General features: G+C 52.9%; 22 protein-coding genes. 5 read left to right on the plus strand and 17 right to left on the minus strand.

The features are described 5' to 3' along the window. Positions 1-2: 2 nt before the first annotated feature. The 7 genes from tssC to FBY13_RS09480 form a co-directional block, all read right to left on the minus strand. Positions 3-1,550, minus strand: a complete 1,548-nt coding sequence (gene tssC / locus FBY13_RS09450) for a type VI secretion system contractile sheath large subunit (protein ID WP_063880420.1) — start codon at positions 1,548-1,550, stop codon at positions 3-5. Positions 1,551-1,594: 44 nt separating this feature from the next. After that, a complete protein-coding gene (tssB, locus tag FBY13_RS09455) occupies positions 1,595-2,095 on the minus strand; it encodes a type VI secretion system contractile sheath small subunit (protein ID WP_063880421.1) in 501 nt (166 codons plus the stop codon). 883 nt (positions 2,096-2,978) lie between these two features. Continuing rightward, positions 2,979-3,680, minus strand: a complete 702-nt coding sequence (gene ugpQ, locus FBY13_RS09460) for a glycerophosphodiester phosphodiesterase (protein ID WP_145394029.1) — start codon at positions 3,678-3,680, stop codon at positions 2,979-2,981. A 19-nt stretch (positions 3,681-3,699) separates the two neighbouring features. Further along, positions 3,700-4,806, minus strand: a complete 1,107-nt coding sequence (locus tag FBY13_RS09465) for an ABC transporter ATP-binding protein (protein WP_145394030.1) — start codon at positions 4,804-4,806, stop codon at positions 3,700-3,702. Between the two features lie 5 nt (positions 4,807-4,811). Further along, positions 4,812-5,876, minus strand: a complete 1,065-nt coding sequence (locus FBY13_RS09470) for a carbohydrate ABC transporter permease (RefSeq protein ID WP_145394031.1) — start codon at positions 5,874-5,876, stop codon at positions 4,812-4,814. After that, a complete protein-coding gene (locus tag FBY13_RS09475; protein WP_096012896.1) occupies positions 5,876-6,787 on the minus strand; it encodes a carbohydrate ABC transporter permease in 912 nt (303 codons plus the stop codon). Before FBY13_RS09475 ends, FBY13_RS09470 begins: the two co-directional genes overlap by 1 nt. Before the next feature lie 59 nt (positions 6,788-6,846). After that, positions 6,847-8,223, minus strand: coding sequence for an ABC transporter substrate-binding protein (locus FBY13_RS09480; protein ID WP_145394032.1), 1,377 nt, complete (start codon positions 8,221-8,223; stop codon positions 6,847-6,849). Between the two features lie 93 nt (positions 8,224-8,316). Between FBY13_RS09480 and FBY13_RS09485 the strand changes: the two genes are divergently transcribed. Next, complete coding sequence (locus FBY13_RS09485) at positions 8,317-9,471, plus strand: ROK family transcriptional regulator (RefSeq protein WP_145394033.1); 1,155 nt, start codon at positions 8,317-8,319, stop codon at positions 9,469-9,471. A 428-nt stretch (positions 9,472-9,899) separates the two neighbouring features. Here the strand turns inward: FBY13_RS09485 and FBY13_RS09490 are convergent, their stop codons facing one another. The 5 genes from FBY13_RS09490 to FBY13_RS09510 form a co-directional block, all read right to left on the minus strand. Further along, positions 9,900-10,271: a hypothetical protein gene (locus FBY13_RS09490; RefSeq protein WP_145394034.1), complete on the minus strand. Its 372-nt coding sequence runs from the start codon at positions 10,269-10,271 to the stop codon at positions 9,900-9,902. 74 nt (positions 10,272-10,345) lie between these two features. Continuing rightward, positions 10,346-10,879 (minus strand): RES family NAD+ phosphorylase, encoded by a 534-nt coding sequence (locus tag FBY13_RS09495; RefSeq protein ID WP_109717602.1) that lies wholly within the window; start codon positions 10,877-10,879, stop codon positions 10,346-10,348. Positions 10,880-10,925: 46 nt separating this feature from the next. Next, positions 10,926-11,219, minus strand: coding sequence for a hypothetical protein (locus tag FBY13_RS09500; RefSeq protein ID WP_145394035.1), 294 nt, complete (start codon positions 11,217-11,219; stop codon positions 10,926-10,928). 26 nt (positions 11,220-11,245) lie between these two features. Beyond that, positions 11,246-11,575: a hypothetical protein gene (locus FBY13_RS09505; protein WP_063880432.1), complete on the minus strand. Its 330-nt coding sequence runs from the start codon at positions 11,573-11,575 to the stop codon at positions 11,246-11,248. A gap of 454 nt (positions 11,576-12,029) precedes the next feature. After that, positions 12,030-12,269, minus strand: a complete 240-nt coding sequence (locus FBY13_RS09510) for a hypothetical protein (protein ID WP_063880433.1) — start codon at positions 12,267-12,269, stop codon at positions 12,030-12,032. A gap of 265 nt (positions 12,270-12,534) precedes the next feature. On the opposite strand from FBY13_RS09510, the gene FBY13_RS09515 reads away from it, so the two are divergent. Next, positions 12,535-13,755 carry an OFA family MFS transporter gene (locus tag FBY13_RS09515; protein ID WP_096012889.1) on the plus strand — a complete coding sequence of 407 codons (1,221 nt, stop codon included), beginning with the start codon at positions 12,535-12,537 and terminating at the stop codon, positions 13,753-13,755. Positions 13,756-13,788: 33 nt separating this feature from the next. Here the strand turns inward: FBY13_RS09515 and FBY13_RS09520 are convergent, their stop codons facing one another. The 5 genes from FBY13_RS09520 to FBY13_RS09540 all read right to left on the minus strand — a co-directional run bounded on the left by FBY13_RS09520 (position 13,789) and on the right by FBY13_RS09540 (position 17,722). Then, entirely contained in the window at positions 13,789-14,664 is an 876-nt protein-coding gene (locus FBY13_RS09520; protein ID WP_145394036.1) for an SMP-30/gluconolactonase/LRE family protein, read from the minus strand. Between the two features lie 468 nt (positions 14,665-15,132). After that, positions 15,133-15,414, minus strand: a complete 282-nt coding sequence (locus FBY13_RS09525; protein WP_145394037.1) for a lipoprotein — start codon at positions 15,412-15,414, stop codon at positions 15,133-15,135. A gap of 243 nt (positions 15,415-15,657) precedes the next feature. Next, positions 15,658-16,467, minus strand: coding sequence for a hypothetical protein (locus FBY13_RS09530; RefSeq protein ID WP_096012888.1), 810 nt, complete (start codon positions 16,465-16,467; stop codon positions 15,658-15,660). 9 nt (positions 16,468-16,476) lie between these two features. Further along, positions 16,477-16,929 (minus strand): universal stress protein, encoded by a 453-nt coding sequence (locus tag FBY13_RS09535; RefSeq protein ID WP_063880438.1) that lies wholly within the window; start codon positions 16,927-16,929, stop codon positions 16,477-16,479. Positions 16,930-16,936: 7 nt separating this feature from the next. Beyond that, entirely contained in the window at positions 16,937-17,722 is a 786-nt protein-coding gene (locus FBY13_RS09540; protein ID WP_096012887.1) for an IclR family transcriptional regulator, read from the minus strand. A 153-nt stretch (positions 17,723-17,875) separates the two neighbouring features. On the opposite strand from FBY13_RS09540, the gene FBY13_RS09545 reads away from it, so the two are divergent. The 3 genes from FBY13_RS09545 (at position 17,876) to ypdK (ending at position 20,782) form a co-directional block, all read left to right on the plus strand. After that, positions 17,876-19,477 (plus strand): MFS transporter, encoded by a 1,602-nt coding sequence (locus FBY13_RS09545; RefSeq protein WP_145394038.1) that lies wholly within the window; start codon positions 17,876-17,878, stop codon positions 19,475-19,477. Positions 19,478-19,483: 6 nt separating this feature from the next. Then, positions 19,484-20,512: an HlyD family secretion protein gene (locus FBY13_RS09550; RefSeq protein ID WP_063880441.1), complete on the plus strand. Its 1,029-nt coding sequence runs from the start codon at positions 19,484-19,486 to the stop codon at positions 20,510-20,512. Positions 20,513-20,710: 198 nt separating this feature from the next. Beyond that, positions 20,711-20,782 (plus strand): membrane protein YpdK, encoded by a 72-nt coding sequence (gene ypdK / locus FBY13_RS09555; protein WP_006120362.1) that lies wholly within the window; start codon positions 20,711-20,713, stop codon positions 20,780-20,782. The last annotated feature ends 47 nt before the right edge of the window (positions 20,783-20,829 follow it).

Consider the following 20,829-nt stretch of genomic DNA (forward strand, 5'->3'; position numbering starts at 1 on the left):
CGTTACGATTTCGCCTTCGGCATCTGGGAAACCAGTGACAGGTTGACGTCCATGCCTTCTACCTGGAAATGCGGCACCGCGAAGAGTTTCACGCGGAAGAAGCCCGGATTGTCTTCGATGTCTTCCACCACCACTTTCGCGTCACGCAGCGGGTGAGACGCCTGCAGCTCATCGCCCGGATCGGTCATCTCCGTGACCAGACTGCGAACCCAGGTGTTCAGCTCAAGCTCCAGCAGACGACGGTCTTTGGTCGTACCGATATTTTCACGCTGGATCAGTTTCAGATAATGGGCGATGCGTGACAGCAGGAAGATGTAAGGCAGACGGGCATTGATACGGCTGTTGGCGGTCGCATCCGCTGTATCGTACAGCGCCGGTTTCTGGGTGGAGTTCGCCGAGAAGAAGCACGCGTAGTCGCGGTTTTTGTAGTACGACAGCGGAATGAAACCCAGGTTGGCGAATTCAAATTCGCGGGTTTCCGGGATCATCACTTCAGACGGGATCTTCACCTGATTACCGGTGCCCAGATCGTACAGATGGATAGGCAGGTCCTGAACGGCACCGCCCGCCTGTGGGCCACGAATCTGGACGCACCAGCCGTTGTTGATAAAGCTGCGTACCATATTCGCGGCAAAGGCAAACGAGGCGTTGGTCCACAGATATTTGTTGTGATCCGGGCCTTTCACCTCTTCGACATAGTTGAAGCTGCGGACCGGCGTGGTATCCGGGCCATACGGCAGACGGCCCAGTACACGCGGCATCACCAGACCGATATAGCGGGAATCATCAGTTTCGCGGAAGGATTTCCACTTGATGTATTCCGCGCGGTCAAAGTAGTTGCCGATATCCTTGATGGCCGCCACCTCTTCCATGGCGTCCTTGAGGAAAAATTTCGGACCTGCGGAGCCGATAAACGGCATATGTGCTGCGGCAGAGACTTTCGAAATATTGCGCAACAGGGCCACATCCTGTGCAGAGGCATCAAATTCGTAGGCGGAGATCAGCGCGGCAATGGGTTCGCCACCCGGCGTGTCATATTCATCAATGTAAGTGTGTTTATACAGTCCGCTCTGGATAATTTCCGGGCTGTCTTCAAAGTCCTGACGCAGGTCTTCTTTCGACATATCCAGCAGTTCAACTTTCACGTTCTGGCGGAAATCGGTTTTATCGACCAGGGATTTCACGCCGCGCCACAGACTTTCCACCGCCTGAAAAGCATCGTGATGCATGACGGCATCAAGCTGACGGCTGATCTGGTGATCCAGTTCGGCGATATGATGGTCAATCAGGTTTCTGTCGAGTTTCTCAACTTTTGAGCCAGATTTTGTCAGGCATTCCAGAAACACCTGCATGCCGGCGGTCAGACGTTCATCCGCCGTTGCATCCGACATCGCCTGTGCATCCTGCCAGATATCCAGTGCGCTCAGCTCAGACACCGGGTTCAGATTGATTTTTTCAAACAGGGACGCATAAACCCCACCCGCGGCTGGGCGTTCCAGTACCACGCTTTCGCCACCCGCAGCCTTCTCATTTTTTACAGACATCAACATCTTCCTTATTAATCCGTTATTAATCCGTCAAAACACTCTGACCGTTAGGGCTGTTTCGGGGCCAGAGCAGACAGCTCAGACCGAAGTTCGGCACTTAATGCCGGATCGAGCAGAATGTTTTCCAGCTCTTTTCGGAAAGTCTGGTTGTCCAGCAGGTTGGCCTTTAAATCACGAAGCAAATTGCGCATGGAAAGCATGGCTTTCAGTTGAGGTATTTGTCGGGACACCTGTTCCGGAGAGAAATCTTTCATGCTCTGAAATGTCAGACGGATATTTTCTTCGCTACCGTCACCGGCAAGCGTGTTTTGAACGGTAAGATTGACTTCTGGGGAATATTCGGAAAGTACGGCGTCGAAATTATTTTTGTTCAGATTAACTTTTTTTCGCTCGGATAACGGTGCGGTCTCCTTGCCATGACTGAAATCACCCGCAACCAGTAATTTCAGGGGGAGCTCTGTTTTCTTGCTCGCGCCACCGGTATGCAGTTCAAGTTTTAGATTAATACGTGCTTTCGGAATTTCGGACTGATAGGAAGAATTAGACATGGCTGTCCCTGTTCTATTGCGTTATAGAAACGGTCAATGCCAGCGAGAAATTAATAAGAAAAGCAAACCCAGCAAGAACAACGTCCCGGTTCACGTCATCCGACGAGAATAAAAACCCGGAATCAAAAGCGGGTGCATTCCATTCACCAGCATGTCGACACTGTATTGTTGAGCGTTTATCTGCGATGGAAAACATTCGGATAAACGCCAACGGACAGAGTGTAAGAAGGTTAAACACATGACAGTAAATGAAAAAGTGTAACAAAACGTTACAATAATCAGGCTTAACATTTTTATATCATCTTTTTGATTTATATGACCTTTAATTAATAACCTTTTCATGCCGCATGGGACAAGGGTGTTCAGTAAGTGATCAATTTAGCTTAGGGATTGAATCCCGAGAAATTCCGACCACAATGTAAAACATTTAATTTTAGTTTTAACAAAAATAATAATCAGGATGCGACTGCGCTCGGGAAAATATGAAGACATGGTCATACCTTCATAATTCTCTTTTCGTTAACCTGGGGGTTATTTATTTTTATTGAAGGAGAGTAACGATCACCACTGGGCTCTCCACCTTTTTCATGCCAGTGCCTGTGACAGGTAAATCTCAGGCACCAGGTGCCTGGACGATCGGGAACAACAACCGTCCAGGCGGCAATATGCAGGGAGCGGCGCAACTCACTTTTCAGCGATCTGAACGCATCGATAAACTGAATGGCATCATCGACAGACAGAATTCGGTAACATTGCCTGCTCAATAGTGATGAGCCAGATTAAGGTAATATTTTAAAACTTCCCATCCATCCCCTGATAAAATCGTGCAAATCACATTGGTGACGCGAGCGATTAGTATCGTTTGGCAGCGGGCCCCAGCAAACTAACGCCGTGTGGTGCTGAAAATATCCGGGCGGTTGAGGTTGATATAATCTACCCCCGCAGACGCTATTTCCTGATGAACCTTTATGTCGTCACCACCGTAATAAACCATGATCTCAAGGCCAGCCTTACGGCTTGATTCAAGAATTCCGGGATTACGCATCTGCTCAACGTTCACCTCGATGATAGATCCATGATGCAGGGGTGCAACAAGAGAGGGAGACATGGCGATATCGAGGGTCATCATTTTGCGAAACTCCGGTGCCACAGCCTGAAGGCCAGTGCGCATCGCGTCGGAAAACGAAAAGAAGAACGTGTCGCGCACCATACCGAGATCCCGTACTAACGCAGCCACTTTGAGCGGATCGCAGTATTTCAGCTCAATATAGACACCCGCGCGACCGCGCAGATGTTCAAGGTAGTCATCAAGCCGCGGCACAATGGCACCTTTAAAGCGGTCGTCGAACCAGCTTCCTGCATCCAGTGTATCAATATCGCGCGACAAGGCATGGCCAACGAGGCCCGTGCCGTTCGTCGTGCGATCCAGGGTCTCGTCATGGATAACGTAGAGCACACCGTCTGCGCTCTCTCGCACGTCCAGCTCAATGTAATCGGCCCCCTGTTCAAGCGCCAGGTCTGTGGAAAAGAAGGTATTCTCTGGTGCAAAATGGTTGGCACCACGGTGTGATACGACTCGGGTCATTAACGTATTTTCCTGTTAGCTAGCCAGCATAAACATGTTTGCTGGGGTGGCAGAATACGGAGAGGTTGGCATGAAGATCGACGATGCGTTTACCAGAAGCATTGAAGATAAGGGTCAGTTCGGGTTGACATGCGATACCGATCCGGGAACCGGTCGCATGACGCACCGCTTCACCATATTCCAGCGCGCGGAGAATGCCGGCTGGCGTGTCAATCGTGTAGAAAACTTCACGTCCCATCGGCTCAACGGTGATAACGTCACCACAGAGAAGCGCATGATCGGCGGCAACCAGGTTGATATCCTCTGGACGCAGACCGAAACAAACGGGGCCATCGTATCCGTGATTCAGTTCAAAGGATGATTGTCCTAATTGCAGAAAACGGCCAAGTGCCTGTCCCTTCACAAGGTTCATGGGCGGTGAGCCGATGAATCCTGCAACAAAGAGATCGTCCGGACGCCTGTAAAGGTCGTCTGGCGTGCCGATCTGGACTATCTCGCCGTGATTCATACAAATGATCCGATCGGCCATCGTGATGGCTTCCAACTGGTCATGGGTGACGATCAAGGTGGTGAAGCCGAGGCGTTTCTGAAGATTCTTGAGCTCCGTGCGCATGGTGATACGGAGTGTTGCGTCAAGGTTAGAAAGCGGCTCGTCAAGTAACAGGATATTCGGTTCCTTCACCAGCGCCCGGGCCAGCGCCACGCGTTGTTGCTGCCCACCTGAAAGCTGCGATGGGCGTCGATCGAGCAGCGCGCTTATTTGCACAAGAGTAGCCGCCTCTTCCACGCGCCGGGCCATTTGGTCCTTATCGATTTTTTTAAAACGTAACGGAAAGGCGATGTTGTCGCGTACCGTCAGGTTTGGGTAAAGCGCATAAGACTGGAAGACGATACCGACATTACGATCGCGGGCATCGATGCGATTGACATTGTGCCCGTCAAACGCGATCTCACCGCTGCTCGGCGCATAAAGCCCCGCCAGAAGAAACAGCGTCGTCGACTTACCGCATCCGGATGGGCCAAGAATGGCAACGAATTCGCCGTTCTCAATGGCAAGATTCATCGGTTTCAGGACCTGGGTCTCACCCCAGTTTTTGGTGACATTGTTGAGCGTGATCGAGGCCATGACAATTATCCCTTAATACCGCCAAAACTCATTTGGGTGATGTATTTCTGCGTGAAGGTGTAGAGAACAAGCACGGGAAGTAAGTAGATGATGCCGACGGCGGCGATCATGCCGTAATCTGCGCCCGTATTATCCTGTGCAACAAAGAAAAGGTAGAGGCTCATGGTCATCTGGCTTTTGTCGATAAGTAGCGTCTGGACAAAAACGTACTCCTCCCAACCGCGCAAAAAGGTAAAGGTAGCAATCGCAATCAGCCCGCTACGCACCTGTGGCAGAACCACCAGGCGAAAGGCCTGGAAGCGGGTCGCGCCATCTGTCACCGCACTCATCTCAATATCCCAGGGCACGCCGTCAAAAAAACCCTTAAGGACGAAAATCGCGTAGGGCAGCTCCAGCGCACTCATCACCATCACCACGCCGGAGAGATGGTTGAGCAGGCCCATATAGTGAAGCTGGATGAAGATAGCGATGGTCAGGGCCAGCGCGGGAAAAGCATGTAACAGAAGCAAACCGCGAAGGAAATTTTCCCGACCGGCAAAGGCAAAGCGCGATAACGCGTAGGCTGCTGGCGTCGCGACGATCGTCACAATCAGTGTTTGGGAGACGGCAAAGATCAGGGAGCTACCCAGTGCCGTCCAGGCCGACGGCATCAGCTCCACGCGCGTTGTGCCGGTATTCGCAATATCCCGGTTCCACAGAAAACGGTAGTTGTGCACTGTCATATGGGGCATCAGGAAAATCATCACGAGGAGCAGCACAATCATACCGAGCGCAGTCCAGGACAATATCGGTCTGCGCAGGCGATCTGCCAGAAAGGCAAGCACGATCGCCCCGAAATAAGCCACGCCCGCAATGGCGCTGGTACGCCAAAGCACAAGCCGGCTGACGGACTCATCAGAGGTGGTCAGGGATTTTGCCAGGAGCCAGAGGTAAGGCAGCAGAATCGGGACCGAAATAATCGTCAGGAAGAGAATGACCGCAGACAGGAAGCCGACACGATTGACGGTGCCTCGACGTTCAAGACGCGCCCATTTCGATTGGGCAACCGCTGTGGTTTGTACGCGTGACATCACAATACCTCGATTTTCGGCGCGGCAAAGGTCGCGCGCATATTGCTAACACGCCATTGCACTAAGGTCGCGGCCACGCCAATCACCATCAAACCAAGCGCCAGCGCCGCGCCATAGGCGTAAGCCCCATTTTCAAAGGCACGACGGTAGATATAGAGCGCATACGGCGTGGAATCGTAGACAGGGCCGCCTCCGGTGATGAGCAAAATGTATTCGTAGGTGGTCATCAGGGAGAGGCCCTGATAGATCGTGATAAATCGAATGGGCTGAGACAGCGCGGGGGCCACCACATAACGCAGCACGCCCCATTCGCTCGCCCCGTCTATCCGCGCCGCATTGGCGAGATGTGAAGGGATGGAGCGAATTGATGACGTCAGAATGACCATGGCAAAGGATGCTCCCACCAACCCATTCGCCACGACGATCAGAAACAAGGGGAAATCATTGCGCAAATTCACAGGCGGCAGGCCTAAAGACCCGGTTACCTGATTAAGCAAACCGGACGGCGTGGGATCGGCAACCCATATCCACAGAATACTGTAGAGTACGGCCGGTGACATGCGTGGCAACAGCCAGAGACCGCGAAACAGATTACCGAGTCTGTCGGGGATGGCCGTCGACGTTATGGCCAACAGGGCACCCAGCCCGACATTGAAAATAAACAATGTCGCCGTGACGTAGATCAGCGTCGTCAGGAGCACGCCAGGAATGCGCGCATCGCGTGACACGATCCGCTCGAAATTCTGCAGTGTAAATTGGCCGACCCGAAGATCCGCGCCCATATCGGTAAAGGCGATGACAGTATTGACGATGATGGGCGCCAGGAAAAAGACAACCAACAACGCGATAGCGGGCGCGAGATAGAAAACGGGTCGGGCTGGCCGGTGCGCCCGAGGCTGGAACTGAGACATGACCTCATCTCCTTAAGTATTAACGATCACACTAAGCGCGACACCCGACGGGCTAAACACTATTTGTTGGCGACAGAGGCGCGAATCTCAATATCGTCGCCGAACTGCAGTTCAAGCTCTTCAGCGATAAAATCAACCGCCTGTTTTGCGGTCATTTTCCCTGTCTCAACGGCCTGAAGACCGCTGAACAGCACCTTGTTATAGCTGCCAAACTGAATGTGATTGGGCACGAACTTCGCATGCGCCATCATTGGCGAGGCGGCTGACAGCACCCAGTTATCCCGGTATTTCGGCATCGCCGTTTGCGCGTTGCTGATGGCCGTGTGATAGGAGGTTACAGCATGCTCGTTGTTGAAATAGGGTAAGGTTGCCAGTGCGACGAGTTCGGCAGCAATATCGGCATTTTTACTTTTGGCATTCACCGTATAGAGAAGCGGATGCGACAGGTTTGAAGGCTGGCCGCCCTTTTTGGCCGCCGGGGCCGGAATCCAGCCTATCTTATGAAAATAACCCTCTTTGTCTGACGGCCAGACCGCCCCATTTTTGTCCCCCACCTGCCAGGCCACCGCCCAGACACCCTGGTGAAAGATAAATGCCTTCTCCTGTTTGAATGCCCCCTGAATGGCATCCCAACTCATCGCCGTATTATCGACAGGGGTAACACCCTGCTTCGCATTACGCGCATACCAGCCAAGGGCGTCGGCCATTTCAGCTTTGGGAAACATGAGTTTACCGGTCTTCTCATCCATGAATTTCACGCCGTAAGACTGAAAGACCATAAGATAATCAATACCGACGTTCGGGCGGTGCAGCATGCCATATTGGGCTGCTTTGCCGTCCACGACTTCTTTGGCAAGTGCGGTCAGATCGTCGAGTGTAAAATCACCGGACTCAACCCTGGCCGGAATAGCGTTAATAAAGGCTTCATCCTTGCCGATTTTTCTCAACATATCTTTGTTGTAAAAAAACATCCGTATTTCAGCATCCTGCGGTATGCCGTAGATCTTTCCATCCTTTGCTTTCGCCGATTCCCACAGCACAGGCAGGATATCGCTATAAACCCACGGTGCAGCGGCGATCTTATCGTTCATTTGCATGGCATAACCGTCCTTAGCAAACTGACCGATCCACTCATGGGGCAGCACATAGATATCCGGTCCCTGGCCGACGGACATTGCCTTCAGCATGTCCATAGCAAAGTCGTCCCAGCCTTTGACAGCACTGCTGTTGGCCTGAACCACAATATGCTTGTCGACACCCGCAGCCTTAAATTGCTTGTTCATGATGTCGGCGGCATCTTCGATATTGGTGATGCGGTTGGGAGCACTCCGCTCGGCGAGCGTGGAGAGTTTGATGGTTATCTCTTCGGCGTGGGCAAGGCCGCCACACAGCGCGGAAATCACCAAGGTGGCGAGGACAGTCAATTTTTTCGACATGGTTTTTATTCCCGTTGTGCCTATTATTTAAGTAAGTTAATTTATTTAAATGACAAGTTCATGACCATGTGAAAATGACCGGGAGAAGATGAATTGACTTCATCGAAGCATTGGGAAGGAATCGGTACAACGCAGTCTGCCGTGTTACGTTATCTTCGTCGCAACGACTCTGCATCGCGTGCTGAAATCGCCGATTGTTGTGGCGTGACAGCGGCGGCGGTGAGCATGATGACCCGCGATCTCATCAAGCGAGGTATCGTCGTCGAAGGGGCTCGTCGTCCGTCTGGCCGGGGCGCACCGCACATCGATCTTACGCTTAATTCCGCAATCGGTTATGCCATAGGGATTCATGCCAGCCGCTTTTCTATCACGCTGATGCTGCTTGATTTCAAAGGCAAATTGGTCGATGAAATTGAACTGATCGGCCTCTATGAAACCTTTGCCGAGGCTCGGTCAGCGATGCAGGAGGGTCACAAAACGCTGCTGGAGAGAAATCACATACCGCATCGTTTACTGATTGGTGCAGGCATTGCCATGCCGACACGGTTTCAACGCGGTGTTGCGCCTCTCCATCTGGCCCCCGAAGTGACCTCCTGGGATGAACCCGGGCTGTATGAGTCCATCCGGCAGGCTTTGGGCTGTCCGGTGTTGATCGAAAATGATGCCAATGCTGCAGCAATGGGCGAGATGGCGCTCGGTAATGCGGCTAATCATCAAGACTTTGTCTATCTCTATCTGTCAGAAGGCATCGGCAGCGGCATTATTTTGGGCAAACAACGCTATCGCGGTCATCTTGGCAATGCGGGCGAAATTGGCCTGTTACTTCCACTCGAAAGACCACGGCCCTCTTTTACTGACCTTGCTGCCTGGTGCAAAAATCACCTCGGCCAGATACCGGATGGTCGTTCACAAGCCGTCTGGCACCGTTTCCTGAGCGAAAACGTATCGGTTCTCGACGGGTGGATTGAACGCACAGGCCCGGAAATCGCACGCCTGGGCTTTATGCTAAACGCTGTCCTTGCGCCAGCGGCTATCTATCTTGGAGGCACACTGCCGCAGGTCGTGCGTCAACGGCTTGCTGTCTGGCTCGATTTTTCCGCGTTGGATACCTTAAATGGCACTCATGTCGTGCAACCTGAAATCTGCCTGCCGGATATCTCCGCTACGGATACCGTCGCATTCGGTGCCGCCGCCATGGTTCTGCACAATGTGGCTCAGCCGGATGCGGGGGAATCGGAGCGCATTTAACCGCCACTTCAGCATGATTTAACATGGCTTAAAAACACGTCGCCATGGGCGGTAAGCGCTGTCCCGCTGAACGTAAAGCAGAAGCCGTCCAACAGGGTGTTTATCGTGGCCATTCTGTTTCCAGCGTTGTAACACCTCACGATATCCCCCTCCGCCGGGAGCGGTCTGGGTTGATGCGCGTTTATCCCGGCCTCCACCTGAAAAAGCAGTCCGCACCGACAAATAAAACCACTCGCTTCTGTTTCTGTCTTTTCACAGGGGGAAAACAGGTTTACCGGGATGAATATCCCGTTCTGGCAGGAAGCGATCATCGAGTGCGCGTGCAGCATTGAGAATAAAGGCCGGCAAGACGAATATTCACGCAACAATGCCAGAATAAAGAAGAGCCGCCGCCATCAGATCAGAGGCAGGCGTTTTATTCCGCGTGATCAGAACCGGCAGAGTTGGGACGCCACGCGATCCAGCGCTCTGTCATAACTGGCCCGTTCCCCAGCACTTAAAAATCCCTGCTTCTTAACAAATTGATTGGTGTCTTTTCGCACCTGCTCAACCTGCCGCCACATTTTTTCCGCCTGTGGTTGTATCAGAAGACGGGCTTTGCGGGCAGTAGCAATATCGGCCTGAAGAATATTGGCACGTACGGCGATATGCGCCTGACGGGGATCGGTAATGGCACCGCCCACATTGCCCTGCACATCATGTTGCGTGTTGAGATCGCATCCCGGATAGTCTGGCGCAGCCGACGCGGCGAAGGTGCTAAAAGCGATCAGATAAAGCATGGCGTAACATAGCATTCTCATGGCGGCTATCCTGGTCATCGTCGTTAATTAACCTGTTCGGCTGGCGCGTCGGGCAGCCCTGAGGCGAAAATCCACTACAATCCCCACTCAGGGCCATCGGATGAAAGCGTAATGGTTACAGGTTCTCCGCACACTTCAACACAGGGCGCGTCATGCGTATTCCAGCGAAACAGGCAGAGATGCCAACCGCCGGGGATGATACGAGAACAATCAATGATCCCATGTGCGCCTGACGCCCTTGCCTTATCGGCATTTTCCCAGGACAACGGCATCAGCCCTTGCTTCAGCGCTGCTCGCCAGGGGCTGTTAGATGCCTCGGGGATTATCCCCATTTGCAGGCAACCTGCCTTATCCCGCTGATCGATGACCCTGGCACCGCTCACGCGAAGCGGAATAAGCACACGCGCTAATCCATCTTCCCGCATATAACCCGAAACCGCCATGATGGACCATTCAGGAATGGGGCTCATATAAAGTGCGGGCTGCCCCTGTCGATGATAACGTCCTGCGCTTTGCGGCCCAGGCGCGGCGAGTGCGGCGTGCGCATTCGTTGACAACACCGAGCGGTAAAACTGGCCCGAAAGGGGCAAAAAAGCGTCAGCGTCCATTTCCCTCACCTTATTAAGCGCCCGGGCGACATTCAGGCTGGCTCACCTAAACGCTCTCAACGCCCATCTGTTTGTGCCAGTGCTGTTTTCTGGTCGATGGCGGATGACACCGCTCATGTGTGCCCGGCAGATAATAGTGACCATCAGCAGAGCGCGCCGTACCACCGGGACAACCGTCCATTCCGCGCTGCCCGTTCTTTCCCGCAAGGCCCTCACCGCCAGGCTGTCCATTTTGGCTGCCGCCGTTGCCACCTGCGCCCCCATTACCACCCGACCCGGCGTAGCAGGCGGATACCGATAAAAGCAACATTATCCCGGTTACAGCAGCTAACTTATGCATGAACGTACCGCCTTCATTCGCCATTATTATTCGACAGTAATTGAGTCCGGTTTTTGCGCCACGATCTTAAGCGAGGTGCCTTTTATCGCGTCACTAACCGCTTCCCGGAGGGTCATGGTTCCCTGCACCGGATTGACGTGGACAGCGCCGGTTCGCGACAGATCTGTCTCAATAAAACAGCCTGAAGCATGGGCTAACTGCTGGGCCGTTTCATCAAAGCGCGGGAGGTTAACATGGTAAGTGCCCTCGATATCACATTTACCCGGAGAAATGTGACCAGAGGATGAAGGGCTGCATGACGTGCAAGCGGCGGCGAGCATCAGCACGCCAAGGCTTTTCAGACTGACTGAATACATAAACCTCTCCGGCAGAATAAACAGGGATTTATTATTCTCACAAGACAGGGGGGACTGTCTGCATGCGGAATATGTCTGAGTATGACGCGCTCAGGTACGTGCAGGCACTTAATCGCCGGTTAACCAATCGCTCAACCGTCACCCACTGTTACGCATCGCCAGCATGCTATCTGGGGTAATCGTAAAAGTTAGCAGGATTTATCGATGCTAATGCCACCGGGGCGAGGGAGGTGATGCAGTTATGATTAAGCGCGGGCGAAAAAGCAATGCCGGTTAAGAAGCTAAAGATGAGAGGTGAAGTAAAACTGAGGACAGGTAAAGTTGAGGATATCGACGCCATCCCTGGCATTACCATGATGATACGGTCAGTTTTCATACATTAGGCATGAGCCACTGTCACGCTCTTGCTACAGGCTGAACCGTACCGGGCGTGGAACCCTTTCCTGTCCGGGCGTCATGCCCATTGTTGCTGCTGATTGACAAGATGTTGTGGTTGATTTATTGCCTTACGCGCAATCCAGTAGAGCAGAACTCGCTCGTCGTCACTGTCACGATCCGCCATTGACAATAATTTCAGCGCCAGCGTAGATTTAGTGACAGGCTGCTGCTCTGCGCTCAATTCAATCACTGCCTGACCGATAATGCAGCAAACCTCATCCTCACTGGTGACGGATTCATATGTCCGGTCTTTCATATTTCCTCCTGTTGAATGAACTTTTAGCATGGCAAAAAAACGCTGACTCTGCCGGAAAAAAGCACTGTTTGTAACATTCCCTTACTGCTATTTACCTGGGGTCATCACATAGCTATACCGGTAACGTTTATCGCTCCTGCCATTCATGCCACTCTCGCGGCATTTCATTCCATTTTGCATTCCATTCATGCCCTTTCTCCCCGCACGCGCAAGGCTAAGGTTTATTCTGGCCGCAGTTTCCAGTTTCCCATCGGGAGTAAACATCATGAATAAGCCACAACAGGCTGTCTGCCAGCGTACACGCTGGTTAACTCTTATCGGTACGGTGATAACCCAGTTTGCGCTGGGGTCGGTGTATACGTGGAGTTTGTTTAACGGTCAGCTGTCGCAAAAACTGTCGGCATCGGTCAGCGAGGTGGCCTTTTCATTTGGGTTGCTGAGCCTGGGGCTGGCGGTGGCGTCTTCGCTGGCTGGCAAACTTCAGGAACGTTTTGGCGTCCGTAAGGTGACTATCGGCGCGGGCGTGATGATGGCGCTGGGCTTATGGCTGACCTCCCATGCCGATAACCTGATGATGCTGTATCTCAGCGCAGGCATTCTGCTGGGCCTGGCTGATGGCGCAGGCTACCTGATGACATTGTCAAACTGCGTTAAATGGTTTCCTGAACGTAAAGGGGTGATATCCGCCTGCGCGATTGGTGCCTACGGACTAGGAAGCCTGGGGTTCAAATTTATCTGTGGCGCGCTACTGGCTAAGTTTGGGCTCGAACAGACCTTCATTATCTGGGGATTATTGGCCATGACGATGATGATCATCGGGGCGCTGATGATGCGCGATGCGCCATTGCAAAGCCCGTCGACCGTGCAAAACCAGGCAAACCGCAACTATACGCTGGCGGAATCAGTGCGCCTGCCGCAGTACTGGATGCTGGCGCTGATGTTCCTGACGGCCTGCATGAGTGGCCTGTACGTGATTGGCGTCGCTAAAGATATCGGGGAAGGCTTAGTGCATCTCAGCACCCAGACGGCGGCTAACGCGGTGACTGTCATTGCCGTGGCTAATCTGAGTGGTCGGTTAGTGCTGGGCGTACTGTCTGACAAAATGGTTCGTATCCGGGTTATCTCGCTGGCCCAGCTGATTTCGTTAGCTGGCATGAGCGTATTACTGTTTACCCAGATGAATCAAACCACCTTTTTCCTGTCTCTGGCCTGCATCGCTTTCAGCTTTGGCGGCACCATTACCGTTTTCCCTTCGCTGGTCAGCGACTTTTTCGGCCTCAATAATTTGACCAAAAATTATGGTCTGATTTATCTGGGATTCGGTATTGGCAGCGTTTTAGGTTCGCTGGTCGCCTCACTGTTTGGCGGTTTTACCGTAACGTTCAGCCTTATCATGACGCTATTGGTGATGTCATTACTGCTGTCACTGACAATTCGTATGCCGCAGAGCCCGTCTGTTCGCGAGCCGCTGCTGCAGCGTCAGTAATCGCGAGGGGCCAGGTCAGACTGGCCCCTTTTTTTAGCCGCGAAAGCGCGGTTCCGCCATACCGGCCACATCAAGTTCAACCGCAAAAATATCACCCGACTCTGGATAGCGCTCCCGATCTTCTTTACTGAGATTCTCTCTTGAACTGGTGATATACAGCGTTTTCAAATCGCGACCGCCAAAGGCGACCATCGTTGGCCACTTAACCGGCAGACTGATCTCATCCACGATTTCGCCATCCTGTGGATCGATACGCACCACCCGACCGCCATCAAATAATGCCGACCAGTAAAAGCCTTCGCTGTCTACGGCTGCACCATCGGGCAAGCCCCCACGAGCATCGAAACGTCGGAAAACCTCACGTTCGCCCGGTTCGCCCTGGGCATCCAACGGATAGCGGTAAAGCACTTCGTTCGGCGTGTCCGTGTGATACATCCACTGACGATCGGGTGAGAAGGCTACGCCGTTTGAAATCTTGATGTCACGCGCTTTGACATCAAGCTTCAGATCGGGCGTCACACGGCATAGCAACCCTCCGTTTTTATCCTGTGGCTCCCACAAGCTGCCGCACCAGAAATTACCCCAGGGATCGACACGTCCGTCATTGAAACGGCTTTTCTCCGCGATGCCTGGATTATCAGCCACTTTCTTCTGCGGTTTACCCTGCTCATCCAACAGCCACACGCCACCGCGCAGGGCGGCGATGATACCGCCCTGCTCACGCAATCCAATGCACCCCACCTCTTCCTGTTGGGGAAACGTCATCAGTTCGCCACTGATGGGATCAAAACGATGAATAGCTGGAGCCAAAATATCAACGCACCACAATACCTGTTCCTTGACCGACCAGAGCGGGCATTCCCCTAACTCCGCCTGAAGTTGCAGAATATTTTTTACCTTGTGAGCCATGTTTGCCTCCATTTATTGTCCTGCTAATAATGTAGCGCCAATTTCCAGCCCCAGGAGAACTATTTTCACCGTATTTTTAAGACGGTTCTGACTTCTGCTTGCGCTTATTCATCCCATTCTGATGGGAAGATTAAAATTGCTTTGTCGACATTGCCGAAAAAGAAATATAAAGAAATACTTCTGCAGGTAACTCTACAATCGCTACATGTTTGCTCCACTATTTCGGCGTAATATCTAAAACATCGAAAAAGAGGAGATGGCGTATGAAAGAAATAAGTACAACAGTCCTTCCCATGGTCGCAGCGGGTTATTTTATAAACGGGCCAAAAATGCTATCAGGACATAAGCATGACAGGCAGCGACAGGGAAAATGGTCTGCCAGAGATGAGAACCACTGAAGGGCAAAGATTTCACACAGCATAATATAAAAAAAAGAAGGTGGGATTAAATCCCACCTCGTTTTATTGGTTAACTCTTCACCGCATAATTACACTGATACCAGGTTTTCTTTAAGCCTGGTATTGTGCTGTCCTGAACAGGTAAATTTTCTACCTTATCAAAACCTTTATTCATGCAGTAATTCGCCACATCAATTTCCATCGCGTCGCGATTAACTTTTGACGGGTCGAAACGGTACTGTACGGTGTTTGAATGAGCATCTTCATCTACTCGCTCAAACGCCCCGGGTTTGCTGGCAGTACAGCCGCTCAGCAGAATAAGTGCCAGTGCACCAATAACTATTTTTTTCATTTTTACCTCACATTTTGTCGCAGTGTACGGCGCGGCAAAATGGGTATCTATAGGAATAGTACGCGAGCTGTTGCGTATTTACGAAGTTTTACCAATTGATTCAATACGGTTAAACAGTTGGCATAATGTGCCATTAAACTGCGAAACTGCATTCAACGGAAAACATTCAAAGCACAACACCAGGCATTACTCTAAAAAAAAGCCTCTCTCAATTCAGCCCGCGTTTAGCGGGCTTTTTTTCGCTTATCCCTCGCCCGAAAGCGCAATCATTCTACGAAGCAGATTGGCGGCTTGCTTGTCAGGGAGTGCGAGAATCGCCGTGTAGAGATCGATGGACATGGCACACATAGATGAGCGGTCAACCGCCGTGTCTGCAGGCATATTGAGCTGTTGCAGCTTATCACCCCATTTTTGGTAAAGGCGATCCACGATATTTTTCAGGTCGTGCTGAGCCTGGTCGCGATCCATCGGCTGTTCTTCGGTCAAACTGTTAAGCAGTAAATACTCGGTGGCTTCTGCATCCTTTTGATTCAGTGCGGCTGGCAGCGTTTTGGCCAGATTCACCCCGCCCTTCACCTGCGGATAAAGGAATTGAAAACAGAGTCCGGGATCAATCTTATTCAGCGCCTGCATTTCGTCGACGGAAACGCCAATATAATTAACGACGGCGCGACTTGAGCCGCGCATCAGCCGCTGATTAATCACATCCGTGAGCCAGCCTCTTAGTTCACCGACGGCCTGAATCATCGGCTCGCCTTCACGCAGTTTGTGAGACAGTTCGCGCGTCAGTAACTGCCACAGGGCGGGTTCCTGGGTGCGCAGCACGCGATAAACCGTCGCCTGCGCCATATAGTCCGCCGCCCGCTCATAGCGTTTTTCCTGTTGCTGCTGAGGCAAAATCCAGTTGAACCACAACATATTCGACAGGATAAGCGGCAGGATAAAAAGCACTACGCCCTGCCACACCCGCAACCGGGTGGTTCTGACCAACATCACAATGATAAGCGCCAGTAGCACAAAGGCCACCAGCGTAATAAAAAGCAGGGAAGTCATACTACGTTGTTAATCCTTACGCACATCAATCAGTACCGGGCAATGCGCGCGTTCAACAACAGCGGCACTCACAGATCCTTTTAATAAACGGTTAAAGGGTGACAAATGGCGCCGCCCCATAATAATCATATTGGCGTTTAGCTGTTGCGACTGGGCGACGATGGTATCAGCGGCTTCACCGGCCAGTATAATGCCACGCGCCTTAATGCCAGCCTGCAGCAACGGGGCCAGTGCATGCCGTACCACCATCTCAGCGGTATTTTGTTCATCCTGAGCCGCCACAAAATCCGCCGGATCTTCGCCTGCATCAATATCAATAGGTTGGCTGCAGGATGAATAAGCGGGATCGATACAGCATAAAACGACGACTTCCGCACGGTGTGCCTGTGCTTGTTCAATCGTTAAAGAAACCACTTTCTTCGCCACCGGAGAATTATCAATAGCCATCAACACTGTTTTCATTGAGCAGTCATCCTTCAACAGCGGCAATTTTGCCAATTTCGCGAATCAACGCCTGTTTGCATTGCAACATTTCCTCACGATAACGAGCCTCATGTTTCTTAAAACGTGCCGTAGGCACCAGTAATGACACGGCAAAACGGCCAAAGAGCGTGTCCAGCGCAAAGGCCATCGTCGAGATACCTTCAAGCGTTTCACCGCGATCGTAGGAAATACTGGTTTTACGCACCTCATGAATCATCTGTAAGAGCTCGGCCAGCGTCTTAACCGTTTTATCAGTCAGTTCGCGCCAGGCGTCGCCCACCCGTGCCTGCACGTCAGCGTCACTTTCCAGCGCCAGCAGCGCTCTGCCCCCTGAGGTGCTGTAAAGCGGCAGATCCAGCCCGATACGCGGAACAACCCGCAACTCTCGTGATGCCACCACGTAATGCACAACGGCAAGCTGTGAACCGCTGGCGCGGGCCAGTGATACGGTTTCATTGGTATCCGCAGAGAGTTTTTCCATCAGCGGTTTGACTAAATCCACCACATCCGTGTTGACGCTGGAGAGGAGCTTAAGCAAAGCCGGGCCAAGGCGCAGTCCACCCGCACCGCTGCTACGAACCAGCTCTGCGCTATCCAGGGCCGCAACAATACGCTGAACGGTGGAGCGCGGCAGATCAACCACCTGTGCGATCTCGCCCAGGCTCATGCCACTGGGATGTTCGCCTAAGGCATTAAGAATTTTTGCCGCACGTGCAATAACCTGAATGCCGCCCGTTTTTTCATCCTCGCGGCTGGATGATTGATGAGTCATAGCGTCGTCCTTTTTGAGCTGGCTTACTGTAACCCGAAAAGCGCACCTTTTACAGCATGTACCGCATTGCAATACAGCATATTGCCATGTAATATCGCCGCGCTGTATCGCATTGCAATACATCGAATCATAATAATAACGAGACCACCTGCTATGACGACCCGGCCCGGCAATGCGCCGACGCTGCATCCCTTTACCCTGCGCCTGGCATTAGGCTTGCTTGGCGTGTGGATCGCTGCGCTCACCTCAGGACTTAACGATCGGGTCAGTGATATCGCCCTGGCCGATATTCGTGCCGCCCTTGGCATCGGCTACGACCAGGGAAGCTGGATTGTCTCTGTCTATCAGGCTGCCGAAGTCGCCGCCATGATGATTGCGCCCTGGTTTGCCGTCACGTTTTCCCTACGGCGTTTTTCGCTGATCATGTCTGCGGGGTTTTTACTGTCCGGCATACTGCTGCCGCTCATGACCAACCCTGTTCTGTTTATGGCGTTGCGCGTCGTACAGGGTTTGTTTGGCGGCGCACTTCCGCCTATGCTGATGACCGTCGCGCTACGCTTTTTGCCGCCGCCGATTAAGCTCTACGGCCTGGGTGCCTACGCGCTGACCGCCACCTTTGGGCCCAATATGGCGGCTTCTCTGGCTGCCTTCTGGACAGATGAAGTCAACTGGATGTTTGTCTTCTGGCAGGTCGTGCCCGGTATGCTGATTGCCATCTTACTGATGGCCTGGGGATTACCTCAGGATCCGCTCCGTACTGAACGTTTTCAGCAGATCGACCTGTTTGGTATGGTCACCGGTTGTAGCGGCATGGCGCTGATCATTCTGGTTCTCAGCCAGGGCGAACGTCTGGACTGGCTTGATTCCCCCCTTATCACAGCAATGCTTTTCGCGGCGTTACCGCTCCTGGTGGTGTTTTTGGTTAACGAGTGGTTTCATCCGCTGCCGCTGTTTAAGTTGCAGATGCTGAGACGGCGTAATTTGATGCACGGTTTACTGGTGTTGGCGGGCGTGCTCATTGTGTCGTTATCCGGCTCGGCCCTGCCTTCAACCTATTTTGCTCAGGTCGACGGATTTCGCATTGGACAGTTTGCGCCGCTGGCTTTAACCATCGGCTTGCCGCAACTGATTATTGCGCCGGTTATCGCCGCCCTGCTGAATATTCGCTGGATCGACTGTCGCTGGATGCTGTCTCTGGGTCTGATCTTTCTTATCGCCTCATGCCTGCTGGGTATGCAGATCACGACGGGCTGGTCGCGGGACAACTTTTGGCTGATTCAGGGTTTACAGGCCGTGGGTCAGCCGATGGTCATTCTGCCGGTATTGATGAGTGCCACCAGCGTCGTTGCCCCACCGGAAGGCCCGTTTGCCTCAGCGATGTTTAATACGGTTCGGGGTTTTTCCAGCATTGCCGCCTCCACGCTGGTGTCGTGGTTCGTCAGCCACCGAGAGCAGTTTCACTCCAACATTCTGATTAATCAGGCAGCCAGCAGGCCCTGGTTGATGACGGCGCCAGACAGCAGCCAGGCCAGCGCCAGCTATCCGCTCCTGCCCGACGGCAGCGCCAGCTCTGTCGAAAATCTGCGCGGCTTTGCCATGCAGGTCAAGCATCAGGCGCTGGTACTCGGCCTGAGTGATACCTGGATGCTACTGATCGGTTTTGCGCTACTGCTGCTGCTGGTGACGGCTCTGGTACCCAAACGGGTCTGGCCTCCTCAAACCTTGATCCAACCTGCAACCTCCACGTCGGGATAACTGAATATGCGTGCTTTAGCAATGAGAAGAACCCTGCTGCTTTCCCTCCTGCTGCTGGTTTTACTGGCGATGGCGCTGGCGGTATGGGCGGTGATGACCCGTAACGATCACCGCACCAATGATGCCTGGGTGAATGCCGATTACACCATTGTCGCCCCGAAAGTGTCGGGCTACATCGCCCGTATCAACGTGAAGGATAACCAGCAGGTCGCGGCGGGCGAACTGTTAGCCACACTGGACGATCGTGATTATCAGGTGGCGCTTGAGAGTGCCAAGGCCGACCTGCAGGTCAGTGAAGCCAAACTGTTGAGCAGTCAGGCACAGCTGGAGCAGCAGCAATCGGTGATTGCGCAGCAAAAGGCCAGCGTCGCGGCCAGCCAGGCCACAGCGCAGTATGCCGGTCAGAGTGCAGAACGCTATAACCGTCTTTATCAGCGCGGCACGGTGGCCGCAGATGAACAGCAAAAAGCCAGTTCTGCACAACGATCCGCGAGCGCCACGGTGCGCCAGAGTGAAGCGGCCCTGGCCTCGGCGGTTAAGCAGGTCGGCGTGTTACAGGCGGCGGTCAGATCCTCAGAAGCCGATGTCGCCGCAGCGACGGCCAGCGTCGATCAGGCGCGTCTGAACCTGTCTTATACCCGCATTGTGGCACCGGTGGCCGGCATGGTGGGACAGCGTACCTTGCGCCTGGGTGCCTGGGTGTCAGCAGGCACGCGTCTGCTGGCGGTGGTGCCGTTGCAGCACACCTATATCACGGCAAATTATCTGGAAACGCAGTTGAAGGATGTTCGTCCGGGACAACCCGTGCGCATTGAGGTCGACGCTTTGCCCGATCAGGTCTTTACCGGTCATGTCGACAGCATTGCGCCCGCCACGGGCGCGACGTTTTCAGCGATTTCTCCTGATAACGCTACCGGCAACTACACTAAGGTCGTTCAGCGATTACCGGTGAAAATTGTGCTGGATGAAGGACAGCCGAATCTGGCCCAGTTACGCGTCGGCATGTCTGCGGTTCCAGAAATTAACGTTCAGTAAAAAATGTGAACAAACTCTCAGAACCAAACTATTTCTTTTCGGTCTGATTACGCGTAGATTAGCCCCGATCCTGTTCTGAGTTATTCAGTTCGTCCGGGAGACCGTTGACCGTTGACCTGAACGGCGACCTTGTCCCATCTGTCCGCGTTGCGCTGGATCGGGATCGCCAACATCGTAACCGCTCAGAGGAGTTCGCTTGTGAAATATGCTTTGATGGGAATTTCTTTCTTCGTACTGCTTTGGGTCGGCACCTTTGTGCTGATGCTGTAGTATCTGCAAGCATTCCGCAGGGGGCGACAGACGGTCGCCCCAGTGGC

The organism is Pantoea sp. SJZ147 (assembly GCF_007828605.1).
In the GTDB taxonomy this organism is placed as follows: domain Bacteria; phylum Pseudomonadota; class Gammaproteobacteria; order Enterobacterales; family Enterobacteriaceae; genus Pantoea; species Pantoea allii.

Bases quoted from the DNA above. Each gene is read 5' to 3' on its own strand.
- tssC (WP_063880420.1), bottom strand. From the start codon at position 1,550: ATGTTGATGTCTGTAAAAAATGAGAAGGCTGCGGGTGGCGAAAGCGTG.
- tssB (WP_063880421.1), bottom strand. From the start codon at position 2,095: ATGTCTAATTCTTCCTATCAGTCCGAAATTCCGAAAGCACGTATTAAT.
- ugpQ (WP_145394029.1), bottom strand. From the start codon at position 3,680: ATGACCCGAGTCGTATCACACCGTGGTGCCAACCATTTTGCACCAGAG.
- FBY13_RS09465 (WP_145394030.1), bottom strand. From the start codon at position 4,806: ATGGCCTCGATCACGCTCAACAATGTCACCAAAAACTGGGGTGAGACC.
- FBY13_RS09470 (WP_145394031.1), bottom strand. From the start codon at position 5,876: ATGTCACGCGTACAAACCACAGCGGTTGCCCAATCGAAATGGGCGCGT.
- FBY13_RS09475 (WP_096012896.1), bottom strand. From the start codon at position 6,787: ATGTCTCAGTTCCAGCCTCGGGCGCACCGGCCAGCCCGACCCGTTTTC.
- FBY13_RS09480 (WP_145394032.1), bottom strand. From the start codon at position 8,223: ATGTCGAAAAAATTGACTGTCCTCGCCACCTTGGTGATTTCCGCGCTG.
- FBY13_RS09490 (WP_145394034.1), bottom strand. From the start codon at position 10,271: ATGAGAATGCTATGTTACGCCATGCTTTATCTGATCGCTTTTAGCACC.
- FBY13_RS09495 (WP_109717602.1), bottom strand. From the start codon at position 10,879: ATGGACGCTGACGCTTTTTTGCCCCTTTCGGGCCAGTTTTACCGCTCG.
- FBY13_RS09500 (WP_145394035.1), bottom strand. From the start codon at position 11,219: ATGCATAAGTTAGCTGCTGTAACCGGGATAATGTTGCTTTTATCGGTA.
- FBY13_RS09505 (WP_063880432.1), bottom strand. From the start codon at position 11,575: ATGTATTCAGTCAGTCTGAAAAGCCTTGGCGTGCTGATGCTCGCCGCC.
- FBY13_RS09510 (WP_063880433.1), bottom strand. From the start codon at position 12,269: ATGAAAGACCGGACATATGAATCCGTCACCAGTGAGGATGAGGTTTGC.
- FBY13_RS09515 (WP_096012889.1), top strand. From the start codon at position 12,535: ATGAATAAGCCACAACAGGCTGTCTGCCAGCGTACACGCTGGTTAACT.
- FBY13_RS09520 (WP_145394036.1), bottom strand. From the start codon at position 14,664: ATGGCTCACAAGGTAAAAAATATTCTGCAACTTCAGGCGGAGTTAGGG.
- FBY13_RS09525 (WP_145394037.1), bottom strand. From the start codon at position 15,414: ATGAAAAAAATAGTTATTGGTGCACTGGCACTTATTCTGCTGAGCGGC.
- FBY13_RS09530 (WP_096012888.1), bottom strand. From the start codon at position 16,467: ATGACTTCCCTGCTTTTTATTACGCTGGTGGCCTTTGTGCTACTGGCG.
- FBY13_RS09535 (WP_063880438.1), bottom strand. From the start codon at position 16,929: ATGAAAACAGTGTTGATGGCTATTGATAATTCTCCGGTGGCGAAGAAA.
- FBY13_RS09540 (WP_096012887.1), bottom strand. From the start codon at position 17,722: ATGACTCATCAATCATCCAGCCGCGAGGATGAAAAAACGGGCGGCATT.
- FBY13_RS09545 (WP_145394038.1), top strand. From the start codon at position 17,876: ATGACGACCCGGCCCGGCAATGCGCCGACGCTGCATCCCTTTACCCTG.
- FBY13_RS09550 (WP_063880441.1), top strand. From the start codon at position 19,484: ATGCGTGCTTTAGCAATGAGAAGAACCCTGCTGCTTTCCCTCCTGCTG.